Below are 20,353 nucleotides of genomic sequence, written 5' to 3'. Positions count from 1 at the left end.
ACTGATCGTTTGAGGAGTATGCAGAATGTCCAGAGTGCTGGTGATCGTTCCGTTCCCAATGGATGCGAGTAATCTGGAGCTGCGCAAGGCACAGCTCCGTTCGGTCAAGCTGGGTGACGGGATCGATTTCGAGTATCGCCCCGTTCGCATCGCTCCAGCGAATTACGTCAGCCAGCAGGACTCCGTTCTCGCCGATATCGGTATTCTCGAAGCGGGCATCCAGGCCGAGTCAGAGGGCTTCGACGCGGTCTGCATCGATACGGTCAGCGATTCCGGCATGGCGGCGCTGCGCTCCGTCCTCAACATTCCCGTCATCGGAGCAGGCCGTCATGCCATGCTGGCCGCTCTCATGCTGGGCGAGAAGTTTTCGATCCTGGCCATGTGGGACCGCTGGCGGCATCTCTACACGAAGACGCTTGCGGAACTCGGCCTTGCTCACAAATGCGCGTCCTTGCGCTCGGCGGGCCTGCAGCCGAACAATCAGAGCCTGCTATCCGGCAAGGAGGACGAGTTCTTCCCTCACCTCCATGCTGCCGCGATTCGCTGCATCGAGGAAGACGGCGCAGACGTCATTATCCTCGGCTCTACGACCATGCACGAAGCTCACTCCTACCTTGCTGAGCGCCTCCCCGTTCCTGTCATCAACCCCGGTCCCTTGACCTATCGGCTCGCAGATGCCGCCATCAAGCTCCGGCTTCGCCATAGCCGTATCGCCTATCCTTCGCCTCATGCGCCCGCAGCCGAAAGGCTGCGCACCATGGGGCAGGCTGCCGGCGCGATTTGAGGGAGGACGATCATGGCACGCATTCTGATGTTGACACTTCGCGCACCCGCTGTAGGCGCGAGCGATTTCTCGGCCAACCTCGATGCCGATACGCAGGTCGTTCATCGAGCAGTTGCGGTGGCGCCGGACACCACCGTAAGCGCCCATGATTGGGCTCTCGCAGATTTGGCGGTCCTGGCCGCCGGACAGGGGGCTGAAAGTGAGGGATACGACGCAGTCTGTGTCGCTGAAACCGGCGATTACGGATTAGGCGCTCTCCGCTCGGTGCTGTCGATCCCTGTCATTGGAGCAGGCCGCAGCGCCATGCTCCATGCGCTGACCCTTGGCAATCGCTTCTCTATCCTGGTTCCAAACTCTCGTTACTACAGAATCAAGAAACTCGTAGGCGATTACGGGCTTGACCGGCAATGCGCTTCGGTTTGTGCGATTGGCGCAGAGACTTCGGACAGCGACGAAACCACGTTCCCGCAGATCCTTGCGCAAGCTCAAGCCTGTCTCGATGAAGACGGCTCGGACGTGCTGTGTCTGGATACGCACTCTCCTGCTTTGGCATCGAGGCTGGCGGATAAACTCGGCACTCCAGTGATTGAACCGATATCCCTCTCGCTCAAGCTGGCCGAGAGCTTTCTGGGACTTCACCTGAGCCACAGCCGTGGCGCTTATCCGGCACCCCAGGTGCGGAAGCAGCCACTCATCACAGCCATTGCAGAAACCCGCTAAGAGGGGTCCCTGCCCCGGAGAAATTCGATGCCGCAAGCCAGCCGCCCGATTGAAACACAGCCCTCCGATCTCGCTTTTCGCCTGGCGGAACTTGCTCTGTCCATCGAAGCAGACCGGATCTCCTCAGAGGTTCTGCAGCACGCCAAGACGATCGTTCGTGATACTATCGGCGTCATGCTGGCAGGATCGCGGCTTCCCGAGGTCGCAGCACTCGCGGCCGAAGCTCCCAACTTGGGAGCTGGCACCGCCACACTCTTCGGCACGAACCTGACCGCCGCGAGCCATGTTGCCGCGCTCGTGAATGGTACAGGCGGCGTCTCGTTGGAACTCGATGAAGGCAATCAGTTTGCCGTAAACCACCCCGGTATCCACATCCTGCCCGCGCTCATCGCGCTTGCGGAAGAACGTAGGAACTCAGGCCGCGAATTGCTGGAGGCTTTCATTGCGGGCTACGAGATCGCGGTCAGAGTCGGCCGCGCTACCCGGATGCGCCGTCCCGTTCACCCGTTCGGCACGCACACCATCGTCGGAACGGCGGTAGGCGCAGCAAGGCTCCTGAAGCTAGATGCCACAACGACCGCCCGCGCCATCGAGCTTGCAGCCGGATTAAGCATCGCTTCTTCCCAATCAGCTGCCACCAAAGGCGCGTCGGTCAGAAATCTTTATACCGGCTTTACCAATCATAACGGGCTTCTCGCCCCACGCCTCGCCCTTGCAGGCTTCAGCGGTGAACCTGGGGCCCTTGAGGTCGTTTTCGGTTCGATCCTGGGAGAGGACTTCGCGCTGACGCCGGAAGACCGCATCGTGTCCTTCTACCTGACGCGGAACTATTTCAAGGTCTATGCTTGCAGCCGCTGGAACCATGCTCCGATTGAAGCGGCAGCCGCGATTCAAAGCGAACATCGCATCAATCCCGACACCATCGAGCAGATCGAAGTCTATACCTATGATCTTGCGACACGGCTCGGCGGAACGGCGGTTGCTAACGCCTACGCTGCCAAGCACTCCATCGCTTTCAACGTGGCGGCTCGTCTTCTGCATGGCAGCAATGATATGGATGTCTACACGGACGAGATCGTCCACGATCCACGCATGGTTCGTCTGATCGGAAAAGTATCCGTGCTCAATGATCCTGAACTGACCGCCCTCCTCCCGGATATACGCGCGGCACGAGTCGAGATTCGGCTTGCTGATGGAAACACATATTCCGCGCGTTCCACGGTTCCTATCGGCGGGTTCGACAATCCCTTGAGCGAAGCGCAGCTTCTGGATAAATTCTCACGGCTGTCCGGTCAGGCTCTGCAGCCAGAGACTGTCCGGCAACTTGCCGATCTGATTGGCATGCTTGAAAAGATCGATCGCTTTGCGGATGTCGTGACTCTTACGAAGAGTGCAGCTTAAGTTCCGCGCGGCTTCGCGCGCCGGGTGGGTGGTGCGGTCAGCGGATCGTCGGGCCAGGGATGCTTTGGGTATTGCCCGCGCATGTCGGCCCGCACCGCGGCCCATGACCCGCGCCAGAAGCCCGGCAGGTCGCGCGTGATCTGAATGGGACGCTGCGCCGGGGAGAGAAGATGCAGTATGAGCGGCACGCGACCTGCCGCGATGGCAGGATGCTTGTCGAGCCCGAACAGTTCCTGAACGCGTACGGCTAAGACAGGGCCTTCTTCTGCGCCGTAATCGATGGGAATCTGCGAGCCCGTCGGCACCTCGATATGCGTCGGCGCCTCCATGTCGAGACGGCGCTGCAGGTTCCATGGCAGAAGGCTGCGAACGGCCTCGCTCAGGAGATCCGGGCCGATGTCATTGAGGCTCGTTTTGCCGATGAGGTGCGGTGCAAACCATTCCGCCGCTGTCGCTATCAGCGCCTCATCGGAAAGGTCAGGCCATTCATCGCCTTCTGCCTTGCGCAGGAACATCACGCGTTCGCGCCATTGCGCCAAGGCCTTCGACCACGGAAATGCATCGAGCCCCAATGAAGCAAGTCCCTCGGCCAGTGCGCGGGCCGCCTCCTCCGTGGCGGTGACCTTCAACGGACGCTCGTTGAAGACAAGTGCGCCGAGACGTCGGACGCCGCGGGCACGCAGCGCTTTGGCCTGGCGGTCGAACGAAACCTCATCCTTCTGATCGATATGATCCGCAAAAGCAGTCTCGATCTCTTCAAGTACGATGGGCGCCGCCGCGAGAATGCGTGCGGAGGCTGCGCCGCCCGCGATTTCCGCGATGGCGAGATATGGCTCCTTCGCCAGGCGTTCATGGGCCTCCAGCGAGGCACCGCGGCCATTGGCCATGAGGTATTCCCCCGGCTTGCCTCGCGCTTTGGCCAAGCGATCGGGATAAGCGAGCGTGAGCAGAGCGCCCATGGTACTCTTCTCTCCTTTGGCAGAACCGCCCTGGGCCTTCGCCCAACCCTCAGCCATGCGCCGCATGTCTTCGGCACGGCGCGAACGATCCCGGCGGAAGCGCTCGACACGCTCCGTCAGATCCACCATGTCGCCGCCAAGCCCACGCTCAACGAGCACGGCAGCAAGGTCCGCTGCGTCGCGTGCCTGCCCGCTTCCGCCCGCGGCCAGAATCATGCGTGCGAGACGGGGCGGCAGAGGCAGTTCGCGCAAACGGCGCCCCGTTTCAGTGATACGGCCTTCGGCATCGAGCGCTTCGAGTTGCTGGAGAAGCGTGCGTGCTTCCTTCAGTGCGGGTGCTGGCGGCGGATCGAGAAACGCAAGCGTCGACGGATCAGTGACGCCCCACGCGGCACAATCGAGAAGCAGCGACGCGAGATCGGCAGCAAGGATTTCCGGGCGTACGAAAGGCTCGAGCGCTCCCGTCGCGGCTTCCTCCCACAAGCGGTAGCAGACCCCGGGCTCCGTTCGTCCGGCGCGCCCTCGCCGCTGATCGGCAGCGGCACGGGAAACACGCACGGTTTCGAGCCGCGTGATCCCGATATTCGGCTCATAGACAGGTACGCGAGCAAGCCCTGAATCGATGACCACTCGCACGCCTTCGATGGTAAGCGATGTCTCGGCAATCGAGGTTGCCAACACCAACTTGCGACGTCCCGGCTTCGCAGGACTCACCGCCAGATCCTGCTCTGCGCGATCAAGAGCGCCGTAGAGCGGCGCGATAGCGACGACTGGATCGGAGATGCGATCCCGTAGGATGGTTTCGACGCGGCGGATTTCGCCTTGTCCCGGTAGGAATACGAGAACAGAGCCGCTCTCCGCCCGTAAGGCGCGCGTGACGGCATCCGCCACCAGCTCCTCGATGCGGCGATTAGGATCGCGCCCGAGATAGCGGGTCTCCACCGGATAGGCGCGACCCTCGGACTCGATGACCGGCGCATCGCCCAACAGCTTCGCCACACGCGCGCCGTCGAGCGTTGCCGACATGACGAGCAGTCGCAGATCCTCACGCAGTCCGCCCTGCGCGTCGAGCGCCAGCGCAAGGCCTAGATCGGCATCCAGGGAGCGCTCATGGAACTCATCGAAGAGCACTGCAGCCACGCCGTCGAGCGAAGGATCATCGAGGATCATGCGAGCGAACACGCCCTCCGTCACTACCTCGATCCGCGTCTTGCGGCTGATCTTCGAGCCGAGGCGAACACGAAGACCTACCGTCTCGCCCACCTGCTCACCGAGGGTTTGCGCCATGCGCGCGGCGGCAGCACGCGCCGCCAGACGGCGCGGCTCCAGCACAATGATCTTGCCTGTCCGCACCCAGGGCTCATCGAGCAGCACCAGCGGCACGCGCGTAGTCTTACCGGCGCCCGGTGGGGCGACAAGCACCGCATTGGCTCGTGTTTGCAGGCTCGCTGTCAGATCAGCGAGGACTGCATCGATGGGAAGCGAGGTGTCGAAAACGCGCATATCGCCTGATGGCTCAAGCCGGGCCGAAGAGCAAGCTAACCCTCAGATCGGGAAGCCGTAGCTCCGCAGTTCGGCAGCAAGATCGACCTGCTCATCGGGATAGTGGATCGCATGCATGCCTACCTGACGCGCTCCTTCCACATTGGCGCGCGAATCGTCGATGAACACGCAATCCCCTGCTTCGAGCCCATAGCGCTCAAGCAAAAGATGATAGATGGCGGCGTCGGGCTTCAGAAGCCGCTCGTCGCCTGACACGATGACTCCGTCAAAGTCTGCCAGGAACGGATAGATTTCCTTCGCCAGCACGAATTTGGGACCTGAAAAGTTCGTGATGCAGTAATTCGGCACGCCCGCTTCCCGCAGCTTCTCGAGGAGAGCTACGTTCTGCTCGAAGACGCCCGACACGGTTTCGGGCCAGCGCTCATGAAACGCGCGGATCGCGCTTTCATGGGTGGGATGGTCCTTTACCAGAAGGGCCACGGCCTCGTCCCAGTCGCGACCCCGGTCCTGTTCGAGGTTCCAGGCATTGGTGCAGACATTGCCCAGAAACCATTCCATCTCCGCTTCGTCAGAAAAGATACGGCGATAGAGATGACGCGGATCCCATCGCAGCAGGACATTCCCGATATCGAACACGATTGTCGTAGGTTGGCGAACGCTCACGATTGCCCCTCATAATTGGTTTGTTGGTCTTCATCCTTGCAGGTGGCGCAAAGCCATTCCTGAATGATTATGCAACTTGATAGCTTTATTGATGAACGGTTCCTGAAGTCTGCCTGGACCATTCCATTCCTCGGCATTTTGTCATGGACAAAGTCGTGCGCTCAGCTTTCGCCCTGTCTCATCACGATATCGGCTGGAGCGGCGAGCGCCGATCAGCGAGGAGGACATCCTCCCCGCCCCATGTTCCAGGTCTGATAAAGTCCGTCAGCCGCCGATGTTGTAAGCGGCGAGGGCCGCCATGTTGACGATGTCGTTGTCGGTAGCGCCAAGCGAGACGATCTGCACCGGCTTGTCGAGACCTACAACCAGCGGGCCCATGACCATAGCACCGCCGAGCTCCTGCAGCATCTTCGTGGAGATCGATGCGGAGTGGAAAGCGGGCATGACGAGCACGTTGGCCGGGCCTGTAAGGCGACTGAATGGATATTGCGCCATCAGGTCGCGGTTGAGCGCCACGTCCGCGCCCATCTCGCCGTCATACTCGAAATCCACGCGCATCCCGTCGAGGATTTGCACGGCTTCCTGGATCTTCTCGGCTCGCTCCGCACGCGGATGCCCGAAATTAGAGAACGACAGCAGGGCCACACGCGGCTCATAGCCGAGACGGCGGGCGACGCCTGCAGATTCGATGGCGATTTCGGCAAGCTCCTGCGCACTCGGCATTTCGTGGATGGCCGTATCCGCCACGAGAACCGTGTGTCCGCGTGCCAAGCACAGAGAGACGCCGATGACGCGGTGGCCAGGCTTGGCGTCGATCACGTGACGCACATCGGCAAGCGCCGTGGAGTAATTGCGGGTTGCGCCCGTCACCATCGCATCGGCATCGCCGAGCGCCACCATGGAGGCGGCGAAATGGTTACGATCCTGGTTGATCAGGCGTTGGCAATCGCGGAAGAGATAACCCTTTCGCTGCAGGCGCTCGTAGAGAAACTGGGCATAAGTGCTGTTGCGGTGAGACAGGCGCGCATTGTGAATCTCGATGCCCTCGCGGCCTTCGACATCGATGCCTGCCAGAGACGCTGTCTCGTAGATCCGCTCCTCCCGTCCCACGAGAATGGCGCGGCCAAGCCCCTGGTTCACGAAGGATAAGGCGGCGCGGATCACCTTTTCCTCCTCACCCTCGGCAAACACCACACGCTTGGGCATCTTGCGCACGCGCTCGAAGATGCGGTTGAGCGTGCCCGCGACGGGATCACGGCGGGCGGAGAGCTGCGCCTTGTAGGATTTCATATCGACGATGGGACGGCGCGCGACGTCCGTATCCATCGCAGCCCTCGCCACTGCCATCGGGATCGTGTGAATGAGGCGTGGATCAAACGGCACCGGGATGATGTAGTCGCGCCCGAAGCGTGGACGCGCGCCCTGATAGGCGGCCGCCACTTCATCGGGCACGTCCTCGCGGGCAAGCTCGGCGAGCGCTTGGGCAGCGGCGATCTTCATTTCCATGTTGATCGTGGTGGCCTGCACGTCGAGCGCGCCGCGGAAGATGTAGGGGAAGCCGAGAACGTTGTTGACCTGGTTCGGGTAATCCGAGCGGCCGGTGGCGATGATCACGTCATCACGGATGCGCGACACTTCCTCCGGCGTGATCTCCGGATCGGGATTGGCCATGGCGAAAATGATCGGGTTTTCCGCCATGGAGCGGATCATGTCGTCCGAAAACGCGCCCTTGGCGGAAAGGCCGAACACCGCATCCGCGCCCTTCATGGCATCGGCCAGCGTGCGTGCGTTCGTTTCGGCGGCATGCGCCGACTTCCACTGGTTCATGCCTTCCGTGCGGCCCTTGTAGATCACGCCCTTCGTATCGCAGAGAATGACGTTGTTGGGCGCAAAGCCCATGGCTTTCAGAAGCTCCGTGCAGGCGATGCCGGCAGCACCTGCGCCGTTCACCACGAGCTTGGTCTTGGCCATGTCGCGGCCGGTCAGGTGAAGGGCGTTGATGAGGCCCGCCGCCGCGATGATCGCTGTACCATGCTGGTCGTCATGGAAGACGGGAATGTCCATGAGTTCCCGCAGGCGCTCCTCGATGATGAAGCACTCAGGCGCCTTGATGTCCTCCAGATTGATGCCGCCGAAGGAAGGACCGAGATAGCGCACGCAATTGATGAAGGCGTCCGCATCCTCCGTGTCGACCTCGAGGTCGATCGAATCAACGTCCGCGAAACGCTTGAAGAGAACCGACTTTCCTTCCATCACGGGCTTCGAGGCCAGCGCGCCGAGATTGCCGAGCCCCAGGATCGCCGTACCGTTCGAGATCACTGCAACCATGTTGGAGCGGGTGGTGTAGTCGAAGGCGAGCGCCGGGTTTTCTGCAATTGCCAGAACCGGCACCGCGACGCCCGGCGAGTAGGCGAGGGACAGGTCCCTCTGGGTGGCCATGGGCTTGGTGGGCACCACTTCGAGCTTGCCTGGCCTGCCCTGAGCGTGAAACTGCAACGCTTCTTGGTCAGTGAAGGTGGGGCGTTTACGGCGGGGCAAAGACTTGTCGTCGGTCATGAATTTGTCGCGGTTTGGCCAGAGGGCGCGTTTTCGAAGGGGCTGCGACCATAAGGCCTGGGGCATTCCGCCTCAAGACTTGTGCACACCCCTCATTCCAGAGCCATGATACGGGTGAAAGGGGAAGCAGGCTTTGCTACATAAGGCGGATGTCGTCCCAAGCCCTGTACCAAGCCTCCGAGAGCCCCGAACAGACCTCCCCCGCCGGCCAAAAGCCTGCGCCGGACAACCGCGTCACGCCCATGATGGCGCAGTATATCGAGATCAAGGCGGCCAATCCGGACAGCCTGCTGTTCTACCGGATGGGCGATTTCTATGAGCTGTTCTTCGAGGACGCGGAGATCGCAAGCCGGTCGCTTGGGATCGTACTCACCAAGCGCGGCAAGCATCAGGGACAGGACATCCCCATGTGCGGGGTGCCCGTCGACCGGGCGGACGACTACCTTCAGCGGCTCATCGGCCTAGGGCATCGGGTTGCGGTCTGCGAGCAGACCGAAGACCCGGCAGAGGCCAAGAAGCGCGGTTCCAAATCCGTGGTGCGGCGCGATGTGGTGCGCCTCGTCACCCCCGGCACGATTACGGAAGAGCGCCTGCTCGAGCCGGGCCGTGCCAATTTCCTCCTCGCCATCGCCCGCCGCCGCGTGTCGGACACCCAATGGTGCTACGGGCTCGCCGCCGTCGATATTTCCACAGGTCATTTCGTCGTGAGCGAAACGGATGCCATGGGTCTGCCTGCGGAAATCGCCCGCTTTGAGCCCCGGGAGATCCTGGTGCCGGACGTGATCCATGACGATCCGGAACTCGTGGGCTTCTGGCGCGAAACCAGGGCATCGATTACTCCCCTCTCCCGGGAGGGGCTCGATCCGGCCTCCGCCGAGCGGCGTCTAAGAGAGTATTTCGGCGTCGCGACCCTCGACTCGTTCGGCTCTTTCGGCCCCGCCGAGATCACCGCGGCGGGCAGCGTGCTCTTCTATATCGAGAAGACACAGATCGACAGCCGCCCGGTTCTCAACCCGCCTTCCCGTGAAAATGCAGGTGCGGCGCTTGCCATCGATGCGGCGACCCGCGCCAATCTCGAACTCACGCGTACGCTATCCGGTGAGCGCGCCGGCAGCCTGCTCGCCACCATCGACTGCACAGTGACGCCCGGTGGTGCCCGTTGCCTCGCCGAGCGCCTTGCAGGCCCCCTCACCGATCCCGGCATGATCCGCGAGCGGCAGGATGCGGTGGAATTCCTTGTCGACAATGCGGATCTGCGTGAGCGTCTCCGGCGCATCCTCAAACGTTCGCCCGATCTGGCGCGGGCGCTCTCGCGCCTGAGCCTCGGACGAGGTGGACCGCGAGATCTTGCTTGCGTGCGCGACGGCCTGTTCGCGGCGCGGGAGCTGGGGTTGGAGCTTGCCATCGCCCCCAATCTCCCGAAGGAATTGCTCAGCAATGCACAGCAGCTTCAAGCCCTGCGCACGGATGTGGCCGATAAGCTCGCTGCGGCGCTTGCTGATGAATTACCCCTCCTGAAGCGGGACGGCGGCTTCATCCGTGCCGGTTACGACGCCAACCTCGATGAACTGCGTGAGTTGCAGCAGGATTCACGTCGCTTCATCGCGGCCCTGCAGACACGCTACGCCAACGAAACCGGCTGCCGTACGCTTCGTGTGAAGCACAACCACATGATCGGCTATTTCGTTGAAGTGCCGCAGAATGTGGGCGAAGACCTGCTCAAGGAGCCGTTCAAGGATACGTTCATTCACCGCCAGACCATGGCGGGAGCCATGCGCTTTTCCACGAAGGAACTGGGTGAACTGGAAGCGAAGATCGCTTCCGCCGCCGATCGCGCCCTGAAGATCGAACTCGGCCTGTTCGAGACGATGACGCAGGAACTGCTCAACCTGTCGGGTGAGGTTGCCCTCGCAGCGGAAGCCATCGCCGTGATCGACGTGACGGCAGCCCTCGCCGATCTCGCTGTGCGCCTCGACTGGACACGCCCTCTCGTCGATACGGGTCTTTCTTTCGCGATCAAGGGCGGACGCCATCCGGTCGTCGAAGCCGCACTCAAGCGCGAAGGCGCCGCCTTCATTGCCAACGACGCTGATCTGTCTGGTAAGGATGCAGGCTGCATCCTGTTGATCACCGGCCCTAACATGGGCGGTAAATCGACTTATCTGCGCCAGAATGCCCTCATCGTCGTGCTTGCGCAGATGGGCTCCTTCGTTCCGGCGAAAGAAGCGCAGATCGGCGTCGTGGATCGCCTGTTTTCCCGTGTGGGCGCTGCCGACGATCTGGCGCGCGGCCGCTCGACCTTCATGGTCGAGATGGTGGAAACCGCCGCCATCCTCAATCAGGCCACTTCACGCTCCCTCGTCATCCTCGACGAGATAGGGCGCGGCACATCCACTTTTGACGGTCTCTCCATCGCCTGGGCTGCCATCGAGCATCTGCACGAAGCCAATCGCTGCCGTGCACTCTTCGCCACCCATTTCCACGAATTGACGGCGCTCGCCGAACGCCTGCCGCGCATCGCCAATGCGACGCTGAAGGTGACGGAGTGGCATGGCGATGTGGTGTTCCTGCACGAGGTGGTTTCAGGCACGGCCGACCGTTCCTACGGCCTTCAGGTAGCCCGCCTCGCGGGTTTGCCCTCCGCCGTTGTCGAGAGGGCGAAAACCATCCTGAGCGAGCTGGAAAAGTCGGACCGGGAGCATCCCAAGCGGGCGCTTGTCGACGATCTTCCCCTCTTCGCCGCCCCCATGCGCGCGGCGAAGCCCGAACCGGCTGCAGCAAAAGACGGCCTGCGTGAGGCGCTCGATGCGCTCGATCCCGATCAGATGACGCCTCGAGAGGCGCTGGATGCGCTCTATCGCCTCAAGTCGCAGCGATAAAGGAAGCCATCAGAGCGTGGCTCTGTTGATGAGCTCTTGAGCGCACCTTCAGGACAGCTGAGAGCTGCTGTCCTCTCGGCCTTTCTCATCGAAAGGGATGAACGTCATTCGCTCCTTGCCGCTGGCGTCCTTTTTCTGCTCCTGCTCAGAGGTGATGTAAGCCAGGGCCTCTTTCACGCCTCGCTCCGTATAGGGCTTGGCAATCACGCCGCGGGCACCTGCGAAATCCTCAGGAATGCGCTTGGCATTGGCGGTCATGAACAAAACCGTCACGTGATGCTGATCAGAGAGATGACGCGCCACGTCGATCCCGGTCAGGCCATCGGCTAGGTGAATATCCACGAAGGCAAGGTCGGGGGAAAGTTCTCGGCTGAGAGCGATAGCCTCCTGCGAGGAGGCGGCGATCCCCAGCACATCATGGCCGATGTCCTGAAGCAGGCTTTCGAGCTCCAGCGCGATCAGAAATTCGTCTTCTACAATGAGGATGCGCAAAGGCTTCACTTTACTCAACCCGTGTCTCCTCGGCATCCTGCGGCACGAAGGACCCGGCTGAGTTACCTGGTTTTCTTACGTGCCAAGTCAACCGGCTTTTCAGCTGTTGGTTGTGCATATCGTCAAAGTTCGTTTGCATTAATCGGGACTGAGCAAAGTGACGCTGCGGAAGTTTTCTTGGCGTCAGAGTGGGAAATTAAAACAGAGGATTCTTGCAAGGCCAGCACTCGTTTCACGATTAACTACCCTTGAAGCCAACGACAGACACAGTGCAAAGCACCCTCGCCCTGGCGTCGCTTCCTGCCATGATCGCGTGTTTCGTCACGAGAGGATTATCCCCTTAGAACGGGCTTCACGCCCATTTTGCCGGCACAGTGGGACTCAACGTCATGAGCCCAAGAGTGTTCCGTTCATTTTTTCGAAGTCGCAATGAACCGCCCTCTAACGAAACACTATCGCGTTTCATACGACCGCGCTAAGGTCCCGCCTCTTACGGGAGGTCAAAACTCATGGTCATGCGCGTTTCAACTGTTGCCTTCGAGGGGATCGAAGCGCGCGCGGTCGACGTGCAGGTGCAGATTTCCTCCGGCACCGTAGCGTTTACCATCGTTGGATTGCCCGACAAGGCCGTGGCGGAGTCCCGCGAGCGGGTGCGCTCAGCCCTGATTGCGTCAGGGCTCGCTCTCCCGGCCAAACGGATCACCGTCAATCTGGCCCCTGCCGATCTGCCGAAGGAAGGCAGCCATTACGATCTTCCCATTGCGCTCGGCGTCATGGCCGCCATCGATGCCATTCCCGGCGACGCCCTCAACGGCTTCACGGTATTGGGCGAGCTGGCGCTCGATGGCTCCATCACCTCCGTTGCCGGTGTGCTGCCCGCCGCCATGGCCGCGGTTGAGCGACAGCATGGGCTTATCTGTCCCGAGTCCTGCGGGTCTGAGGCTGCCTGGGCCAGCAGCGAGCTCGACATCCTTGCGCCCCGTTCGCTGATCCAGCTTGCCAACCACTTCAAGGGTACACAGGTCATGAGCAGGCCAGAACCCGCGATCATGCCGGCCTCCAATGCCCTGCCCGACCTCCGCGACATCAAAGGGCAGGAAAGCGCCAAGCGCACCCTTGAGATCGCAGCAGCAGGCGGCCACAACCTGATCATGAGCGGCCCTCCCGGAGCGGGCAAATCCATGCTGGCCCAGCGCCTGCCCTCGATCCTGCCGCCGCTCTCACCCCGGGAGCTCCTGGAAGTCTCCATGATCCAGTCGGTGGCGGGTCTCCTGGCGAATGGCGCGCTCTCGAACCGGAGGCCCTTCAGGGCTCCGCATCACTCGGCATCCATGGCGGCCCTCGTAGGCGGCGGGCTCAATGCCCGTCCTGGCGAGGCCTCGCTTGCTCATCACGGCGTACTCTTCCTCGACGAGCTCCCGGAGTTCCAGCCCCAGGTTCTCGATTCGCTTCGCCAACCCCTGGAAACGGGCGAAATCCTGATCGCGCGGGCCAACCATCGGGTGACCTATCCGTCGCGTTTCCAGCTCGTTGCCGCCATGAATCCATGCCGCTGCGGCCAGGGTACGGAGCCCGGCTATGTCTGCCGCCGCCAGCCGAACGAGCGCTGCATCGCGCAATATCAGGCGCGCCTCTCCGGACCGCTTCTCGACCGTATCGATCTGGCCATCGAGGTACCCGCCGTGACTGCGTCCGACCTCATCCTACCGCCTCCGGAGGAAGGATCAGCCCAGGTTGCCGCCCGTGTGGCGGCGGCGCGCAGGCTGCAGGAGAAACGCTATGCTTCCCTTGTGGACAGAGGGATCGCGACGAACGCCGCATGCCCGCCTGCCCTTCTGGAAGAGGTTGCCCAGCCTGATCCGGACGGACTGTCCCTCATCCGCGATGCCGCTAATGCCATGCGCCTTTCGGCGCGTGGCTTCCATCGCGTCCTGAAAGTCGGCCGGACATTGGCCGATCTCGACGGGGAAGAGCGCGTCCGGCGCATCCATGTGGCGGAGGCCCTGTCCTATCGCGCCCACACGGATCGCCGTTCAGCGGCTTGACGGGCGGCCCCAAAACGTGAGCCGGCTCTTCTTGTCGAATCCTCTGTCACTTGCGATATATTTTGTCACAAAACGGTTTGAAATGACGGCTATGTCACGGCGAAAGACCGGCACATCCAACAATAGTCCGGCCTGCGAGACTTCAATGACCTCTTCGCTGATCGGAACGACCTCTTCCGCGAAAACCGCGCTGCTCTCCGGCTTTAAGGGTTTCGGCAAAATTGCCGGACGGACGGTGCGCGATTACGGCACCCTCGATCCTGTGCTTGGCCGCATCGGTTCTCTCGAAGTGCGCCTTGCGACCACAAGCCGGGAGATCCGGCAGGCGCAGAAGCTGCGCTTCAAGGTCTTTTATGAGGAAATGTCCGCGGTGCCTCAAGGTGCCTCCGTGTTCTCTCGGCGCGATGTGGATGATTACGACTGGATCTGCGATCACCTGCTCGTTCTTGATCACGAGCCCAAGGGCCGACGTCTTCGAAGCAGCAAGCCCAAGGTGGTGGGCACCTATCGCCTGCTGCGTCAGGAGGTGGCGGAACGCCATCAAGGTTTTTACACCAAGGGCGAATACGACATCGCTCCCCTCTTGAGCGCTCATTCAGATCTGAATTTCCTGGAACTCGGCCGCTCCTGCGTGCTGGAGGCTTACCGCAACAAGCGCACGGTCGAACTGCTGTGGCACGGCATCTGGACCTATGTGCTTCATTTCAAGATCGATGTGATGCTCGGCTGCGCGAGCCTGGAGGGAACGAACCCGCAGGATCTCGCCCTGCCCCTCAGCTTCCTCCATCATCATGCCTCCGCGCCCGCCGAGTGGCAGGCGCGCGCCCTGCCCGAGCGTTTCACGCGCATGGACCTTCTGCCGAAGGAGGCCGTCAATCCCAAGGCTGCGCTGCATGCGCTTCCGCCGCTGATCAAAGGCTATCTCCGCCTCGGCGCGACCTTTGGCACAGGCGCGGTGATCGACAGGCAGTTCGGCACGACGGATGTGCTCGTGATCCTGCCGGTCTCAGCCATCAACCCGCGCTACATCGATCATTTCGGCCCGGCCGCGAACCGTCACGCAGCCTGAGTGAACTCGCCTGCTGCGTAGAGTGCCTGCAAGCCCTCGCGATAGGTCGGATAAAGGAGACGAACACCGAGCTCGTCTTTGATCAGTCCGTTCGAAACACGCTTGTTTTCCGCGTAGAAGCTGCGGGCTGCAGCGCTCATCTCGGCAGCTTCGAAGGCGGTCTCCGGCGGCGGCTCAACACCAGCCAGCTGCGCTGCATAAGCCACGACGTCCTGAGGAGGCGCAGGTTCGTCATCGCTCACGTTGTAGATCGCACCCACGCGCGGCTTCCGTAGGGACGCCGAAAGGGTTGTCGCGATATCGTCCACATGAATGCGGTTGAACACCTGTCCCAGCTTTACGATGCGCCGCGCGGTTCCTTGCGCAAGGTTGACGAAGGCATTTCGGCCTGGGCCATAAATGCCTGTCAGGCGAAAAATCTGCACGGCTTTTCCCGTCTGCTGTCCAAGGGCAAGCCATGCGTCTTCGGCGGCATGTCGGCACACCGATGAGCGGCTCTGAGGCCTCGCCGGCGTTGTCTCGTCGATCCAGGCTCCACCGTGATCGCCATAAACTCCGGTGGTGGAGAGATAGCCAATCCACGCCGCGTTGGAAGATGCGATCTCATCAGAAAACCGGCTCAACACGGGATCACCCTCTCCACTCGGCGGAACCGACACGAGGATGGCGTCCGCGCGGCGAAGATCGCTGCCGAGATCCGCATCATCCTGCGATAAGGCGTAAGCGGAGATGCCTTGTTGCCTGAGACGCTGCGCCTTGTCATGCTCGCGCACCGTGCCTGCCACATGCGTCCAGGAGTTCGAGCGAATGAAGGCGTGGGCGGAATAGCCGAGGCCGAAAACGAAAAGCCTCATGCGGCAGCTCCCTCGCGGACGGACAGCACACGGTTCCACTCATTCCTCACATCCTCCTCGCTCTCGCGCTCGAAGCGCCCGGTGCTCAGGGATGCGACGGTTTCACGCGGCATCAGGCGGCCGATGGCCCAAATCGCCATGGCGCGCACGAGCGGTGAAGGATCGTCGAGAAGACGCACGGCCTCATCCGCCAAGGCAGCATCGCCCGAATTGCCGATGGCGACGAGAACATTGCGGATGAATCGGTCGCGCCCCGTGCGCTTGATCGGCGTGCCGGAAAAGCGCGTGCGGAAATTCGGATCGTCAAGCCGTGCCAATTCCGCAAGCGGCAAAGCCGCGAGATCCTCGCGCTGCATGAGCTTCGCCTCGCGGCTGGCTTTCGCGAACTTGTTCCATGGACAAACCGCGAGACAATCGTCGCAGCCGAAGATGCGGTTGCCGATGCCGGGGCGGAGTTCCTCCGGGATGTGGCCCTTATGCTCAATGGTGAGATATGAAATGCAGCGGCGCGCATCGAGCTGGAACGGCGCGGGAAACGCATTGGTCGGGCAGACATCGAGGCATCGGCGGCACGACCCGCAATGGTTCTGTTCCGGCTCGTCGACCGGCAGCTCCGCCGTGGTGAAGATCGCGCCCAGAAACAGCCAGTTGCCGAAATCGCGCGAGACGATGACCGTGTGCTTGCCCTGGAACCCGAGGCCCGCCGCCTCGGCCAACGGCTTTTCCATGACGGGAGCCGTATCCACGAAGACCTTCACGTCGGACGAAGCTTTCGCGGCAAGGAATCCTGCGATCTCCTTCAGCTTGCCCTTGATGACGTCATGATAGTCGCGGTTGCGGGCATAGATGGAGATCGAGCCGCGATCCTTCTGCGAGAGCGTTGCGAGAGGATCGGTCGTGGGGCCGTAATTCACGCCGAGCAGGATGATGCTCCGCACCTCCGGCCAGAGGGTGCGCGGGTCGGCGCGGCGATCTGCCGTCTCCACCATCCAGTCCATGGACGCGTGGTGCCCCGCCTCGAGCCAAGCCTTCAATCGTTCGGGTGCAAGCGGAATGGAATCGGGCGCTGCAATGCGGATCGTATCGAAGCCGATCTCCTTGGCGCGCTCAACGAAGGCGCTTTTGAGAGCGTCCCCGCTCAGAAATCCAAATTGTCGTAATGGTCCGCCGGGGCCATGCCCGGAACCCGGTCTGCCAGGAGTGCGCGAAACGACGGCCGGGATTTCACCCGGGCGTACCAATGCTTCGCTGTTTCGTCCTCGTCCCATGGCACGTCGCCGAGATAATCCACTACCGAGAGATGGGCAGCCGCCGCCAGATCCGCATAGGTCATCTGGTCGCCGGCCAGCCAATTCCGCTTGGAAATCAGAAAACCGATATATTTCAAGTGGTATCGCACATTGGTCCGCGCAGCGCGAATCGCGCTCATGTCCGGCGGACCGCCGCCGAGATCGGCGGGCATGAAACGCTTGTAGATCTTTTCTGTGGCGAGGTAATCCGTGACCTCCTCGTGAAACTTCACGAGAAACCAGTCAAGCAGGCGGCGAACCTCGACCCTTTGGGTCATTTCCTGCGGAAGGAGCCTGCGGCTCCCCAGGTCTGCCCCTCTCATATCGTCGAGATAATCCGCAATTCCCCGCGCCCCCGGAACGGCCAAGCCGTTATCGTCGACCAGGAGCGGGAGGTTGCCGGCCGGGTTCAGCTCCAGGAATGGAACGCGCCGATCCCATGGCTTCTCCTCGGCGAAGTCCGGCTCGAGGCCCGTCTCAGCCAGGATGAGGCGCGCAAACCGCGAATGCGGGCAGAATGGATAAGAATGCAGGATGGCCATGAATGATGTGAGACGCGAAACAGGCGGCGAGAATAAGGCCGCGCTTTGTTAACGGGCGGTAAGGAATTTTGGTGAATCTCATGCTCTGGACGCATGGAAACAGCTTTGCTGGCGCAATGCTTTCTTGACACGTCCGGGAGCGCCCCTGCATCTGGCGCCGGTTCAAGGATTTTCAACGATGGCAAACATCATCGAGGCGCTCTTTCTTGGCCTCATCGAGGGGCTGACTGAGTTCCTGCCGGTCTCCTCCACCGGCCACCTGCTCCTCGTAGGGCATTTCCTGGGCTTCGAATCCACGGGCAAGACCTTTGAGGTTCTGATCCAGCTCGGAGCGATCCTTGCGATCCTCTCGGTCTACTTCAACAAGCTCTGGACCATTGCGAAGGCCCTGCCCTACGATCCGGACGCCCGGCGCTTCGTGATCGGCGTGGTCATCGCTTTCCTTCCCGCAGCCCTCATCGGCGCGGTGCTCCACGGCTTCATCAAGGACGTGCTGTTCAACCCCTGGATCGTCTGCATGACGCTCATCGCGGGCGGTTTCGTGCTCCTCCTGGTCGATCGCATGCCCCTGGCGGCGACGCATGACGATGCAACGCGCTTTTCTCTAGGGATGTATCTGAAGATCGGCCTGCTCCAGTGCCTCGCGATGGTTCCGGGCGTGTCCCGCTCGGGCGCGACCATCGTCGGCGCCATGCTGCTGGGCGCGTCGAAACGCGCGGCGGCGGAATTCTCCTTCTTCCTGGCCATGCCGACCATGGCGGGCGCCTTCACCTACGATCTTCTGAAAAATTACAAGATCCTGTCGGCGAACGATGCCGTCATCATCGTGGCGGGCTTCATCGCGGCCTTCGTCGCCGCCGTCGTGGTGGTGAGGACCCTGCTCGAATACGTCTCCCGCCACGGCTTCACGCCGTTCGCCTATTGGCGGATCATCGTCGGCGCCCTGGGCCTCGCCGGCCTCATCGCATTCGGGTGAAGCCATGCCGGAGCGCACCGAGTTCTTCGCCGTTGCGCTGGCCGCGATCATCGCCCTCTTGATCGTAGCCTTCGCCGTGATCGCGGGAGCCTCCGCACCCCGGCGGGACGAGCAGGCTGTGCAAGAGCCAACCTGCTCCGAATGGACGGACGGCTGCATCGTCTGCTCCCGCAACCCGCAAGGATTGGCCTGCTCGACACCGGGCATCGCTTGCGTGCGCCAGGCGCCGCGCTGCCTGAAACCCTAAGGAATCGTCTTGTCCGGATAGCGGCAGAGGTCGTTGACCGGGCAGCGCCAGCATTCGGGCCTGCGCGCCTTGCAGATGTAGCGCCCGTGCAGGATCAGCCAGTGGTGGGCGTGGAGCCGGTACTCGGCCGGGATCAGTTTTTCCAGCGCCACCTGCGTGTCCAGCGGCGTCTTGGTGTTGGCGAGCGGCAGGCGATTGGTGACGCGGAAAATATGCGTATCGACCGCGACGCGCGGATCGCCGAAGGCGATGTTCACCACGACGCTCGCGGTCTTGCGTCCCACGCCCGGCAGGGTTTCCAGAATCTCGACGGAATTGGGCACCTCCCCGCCGAACTCGTCCACGAGGCGCCTGGCCGCGGCGATCACGTTCTTCGCCTTCGTGTTGTAGAAATTCAGCGTCTTGATGTGCTCCTTCAGCCCCTCCTCGCCGAGCGCCAGCATCTTGCGGGGCGTATCGGCGATGGGAAACAGCGCCTTCGTCGCCTTGTTGACGCCCACATCCGTCGACTGTGCCGACAACGCCACCGCCACGAGCAGCGTGTAGGGATTGGTGTAATCCAGCTCCCCCTTCGGCTCTGGGTTCGCCTCTTGGAGGCGGCGAAAGATCTCGACCATCGTCGCCCGGTCGACGGGCTTGGGCGTGCGCAGGCGAACGGCTTTTCCGACGGCCTTCGCCGGTACGGCGGATTTGGCTTTCGGCTTGGTCGTGCGGCGGGGTGACGGCTTCAGATCGGACATGAGCGCGTTATATCTGGACCATGACAGGCAGCAAGGCGACATTTGGGGATGGAGCCGACCGGTACCAGGAGCCGGTGTTCTCGGCCGTCATCCGCCCGCACCGTTCCCTGAGCCCCCAGGGCTTCAGGATCGTGATGATGTTGGTGTGCCTCGTCTCCATCGTCGCGAGCCTTCCCTTCGTGATCATGGGCTTCTGGCCCGTCGCAGGTTTCTTCGGCCTAGACTTCATCGGCCTCTACATCGCCTTCCGCGTCAGCTACCGGCAGGCCCGGGCCTTCGAACTCCTCGAGCTGACCCCGCTCCGCCTTCTCTTCCGGAAAGTGAGCGAACGGGGCGAGGCGCGCGAATGGCTCTTCAACCCGCTCTGGACGCGCCTCGACCGGGAGATGGACGAGGAATTCGGATTGCAGAAGCTGGCGCTCGCGTCCCGCAACGAGCGCGTGGTGATTGCCCGCGATCTCTCGCCGGAGGAGCGGGAGACCTTCGCGGATGCGTTCAGCCGCGCGCTGTCCGACGTGAAGCGTGGCTATTGAGCGGAGCATGACGTTTCTCCTCGCGCCCGTTTGGAGCGAGTGACTTCCGGCTGGTGCTGGCTATCCGTCGTGACCGAGGGATGGCGCGGAAGGCATTGGCT

At 62.0% G+C, this 20,353-nt stretch carries 17 protein-coding genes; 9 read left to right on the top strand and 8 right to left on the bottom strand.

Annotated elements, in window-relative coordinates; all coding sequences use genetic code 11:
• Positions 1 to 25: 25 nt before the first annotated feature.
• Genes BLP10_RS20330 through BLP10_RS20320 form a run of 3 tightly spaced genes read left to right on the top strand, consistent with a single transcriptional unit; the run spans position 26 to position 2,905 of the window.
• On the top strand, positions 26 to 784 hold the full coding sequence (locus tag BLP10_RS20330; protein ID WP_091138830.1) for an aspartate/glutamate racemase family protein: 759 nt from the start codon (positions 26 to 28) through the stop codon (positions 782 to 784).
• 12 nt (positions 785 to 796) lie between these two features.
• On the top strand, positions 797 to 1,504 hold the full coding sequence (locus BLP10_RS20325; RefSeq protein WP_091138827.1) for an aspartate/glutamate racemase family protein: 708 nt from the start codon (positions 797 to 799) through the stop codon (positions 1,502 to 1,504).
• Between the two features lie 27 nt (positions 1,505 to 1,531).
• Complete coding sequence (locus BLP10_RS20320; protein WP_091138825.1) at positions 1,532 to 2,905, top strand: MmgE/PrpD family protein; 1,374 nt, start codon at positions 1,532 to 1,534, stop codon at positions 2,903 to 2,905.
• On the opposite strand, the gene hrpB is transcribed toward BLP10_RS20320, so the two are convergent.
• From hrpB to BLP10_RS20305, 3 genes are all read right to left on the bottom strand, one after another.
• Entirely contained in the window at positions 2,902 to 5,367 is a 2,466-nt protein-coding gene (gene hrpB, locus BLP10_RS20315; RefSeq protein ID WP_091138823.1) for an ATP-dependent helicase HrpB, read from the bottom strand. The two genes, BLP10_RS20320 and hrpB, sit on opposite strands and share 4 nt — an antisense overlap.
• 42 nt (positions 5,368 to 5,409) lie before the next feature.
• Complete coding sequence (locus tag BLP10_RS20310) at positions 5,410 to 6,030, bottom strand: HAD family hydrolase (protein WP_210183647.1); 621 nt, start codon at positions 6,028 to 6,030, stop codon at positions 5,410 to 5,412.
• A gap of 264 nt (positions 6,031 to 6,294) precedes the next feature.
• Positions 6,295 to 8,586 (bottom strand): NADP-dependent malic enzyme, encoded by a 2,292-nt coding sequence (locus tag BLP10_RS20305; protein WP_091139025.1) that lies wholly within the window; start codon positions 8,584 to 8,586, stop codon positions 6,295 to 6,297.
• A gap of 149 nt (positions 8,587 to 8,735) precedes the next feature.
• Between BLP10_RS20305 and mutS the strand changes: the two genes are divergently transcribed.
• Positions 8,736 to 11,465 carry a DNA mismatch repair protein MutS gene (mutS, locus tag BLP10_RS20300; RefSeq protein WP_091138821.1) on the top strand — a complete coding sequence of 910 codons (2,730 nt, stop codon included), beginning with the start codon at positions 8,736 to 8,738 and terminating at the stop codon, positions 11,463 to 11,465.
• A gap of 48 nt (positions 11,466 to 11,513) precedes the next feature.
• Here mutS and BLP10_RS20295 read toward each other — a convergent pair whose 3' ends face one another.
• The gene (locus tag BLP10_RS20295) at positions 11,514 to 11,993 is read right to left on the bottom strand and encodes a response regulator (RefSeq protein ID WP_091138819.1); all 480 of its coding nucleotides are present in this window, start codon (positions 11,991 to 11,993) and stop codon (positions 11,514 to 11,516) included.
• A 473-nt stretch (positions 11,994 to 12,466) separates the two neighbouring features.
• On the opposite strand from BLP10_RS20295, the gene BLP10_RS20290 reads away from it, so the two are divergent.
• Together BLP10_RS20290 and olsB are read left to right on the top strand one after the other, a co-directional pair.
• Positions 12,467 to 14,002, top strand: coding sequence for a YifB family Mg chelatase-like AAA ATPase (locus BLP10_RS20290; RefSeq protein WP_091138817.1), 1,536 nt, complete (start codon positions 12,467 to 12,469; stop codon positions 14,000 to 14,002).
• 145 nt (positions 14,003 to 14,147) lie between these two features.
• A complete protein-coding gene (olsB, locus tag BLP10_RS20285; RefSeq protein ID WP_175493987.1) occupies positions 14,148 to 15,071 on the top strand; it encodes a l-ornithine N(alpha)-acyltransferase in 924 nt (307 codons plus the stop codon).
• Here olsB and BLP10_RS20280 read toward each other — a convergent pair.
• From BLP10_RS20280 to BLP10_RS20270, 3 genes are read right to left on the bottom strand one after another with little or no spacing between them, the layout of a single operon-like run.
• Positions 15,059 to 15,925 (bottom strand): SDR family oxidoreductase, encoded by an 867-nt coding sequence (locus tag BLP10_RS20280; RefSeq protein ID WP_091138812.1) that lies wholly within the window; start codon positions 15,923 to 15,925, stop codon positions 15,059 to 15,061. The two genes, olsB and BLP10_RS20280, sit on opposite strands and share 13 nt — an antisense overlap.
• Positions 15,922 to 17,166 carry a tRNA epoxyqueuosine(34) reductase QueG gene (gene queG, locus BLP10_RS20275; protein ID WP_244510731.1) on the bottom strand — a complete coding sequence of 415 codons (1,245 nt, stop codon included), beginning with the start codon at positions 17,164 to 17,166 and terminating at the stop codon, positions 15,922 to 15,924. Before queG ends, BLP10_RS20280 begins: the two co-directional genes overlap by 4 nt.
• Positions 17,064 to 17,756: a glutathione S-transferase family protein gene (locus BLP10_RS20270; RefSeq protein ID WP_091138810.1), complete on the bottom strand. Its 693-nt coding sequence runs from the start codon at positions 17,754 to 17,756 to the stop codon at positions 17,064 to 17,066. Before BLP10_RS20270 ends, queG begins: the two co-directional genes overlap by 103 nt.
• 178 nt (positions 17,757 to 17,934) lie before the next feature.
• Here BLP10_RS20270 and BLP10_RS20265 point away from each other — a divergent pair, with 178 nt between their 5' ends.
• Positions 17,935 to 18,732, top strand: a complete 798-nt coding sequence (locus BLP10_RS20265) for an undecaprenyl-diphosphate phosphatase (protein WP_091138807.1) — start codon at positions 17,935 to 17,937, stop codon at positions 18,730 to 18,732.
• Between the two features lie 4 nt (positions 18,733 to 18,736).
• A complete protein-coding gene (locus BLP10_RS20260; RefSeq protein ID WP_091138804.1) occupies positions 18,737 to 18,979 on the top strand; it encodes a hypothetical protein in 243 nt (80 codons plus the stop codon).
• Here the strand turns inward: BLP10_RS20260 and nth are convergent.
• Complete coding sequence (gene nth / locus BLP10_RS20255; protein WP_091138801.1) at positions 18,976 to 19,719, bottom strand: endonuclease III; 744 nt, start codon at positions 19,717 to 19,719, stop codon at positions 18,976 to 18,978. The two genes, BLP10_RS20260 and nth, sit on opposite strands and share 4 nt — an antisense overlap.
• Positions 19,720 to 19,739: 20 nt before the next feature.
• Between nth and BLP10_RS20250 the strand changes: the two genes are divergently transcribed.
• Complete coding sequence (locus BLP10_RS20250) at positions 19,740 to 20,252, top strand: DUF2244 domain-containing protein (protein WP_091138798.1); 513 nt, start codon at positions 19,740 to 19,742, stop codon at positions 20,250 to 20,252.
• Positions 20,253 to 20,353 lie beyond the last annotated feature (101 nt).

Origin of the sequence: Microvirga guangxiensis, assembly GCF_900102135.1 — a bacterium.
Lineage (GTDB): Bacteria > Pseudomonadota > Alphaproteobacteria > Rhizobiales > Beijerinckiaceae > Microvirga > Microvirga guangxiensis.
The sequence above is the reverse complement of the archived record's forward strand: the minus strand, read 5'-3'. Positions and strand labels throughout refer to the sequence as shown.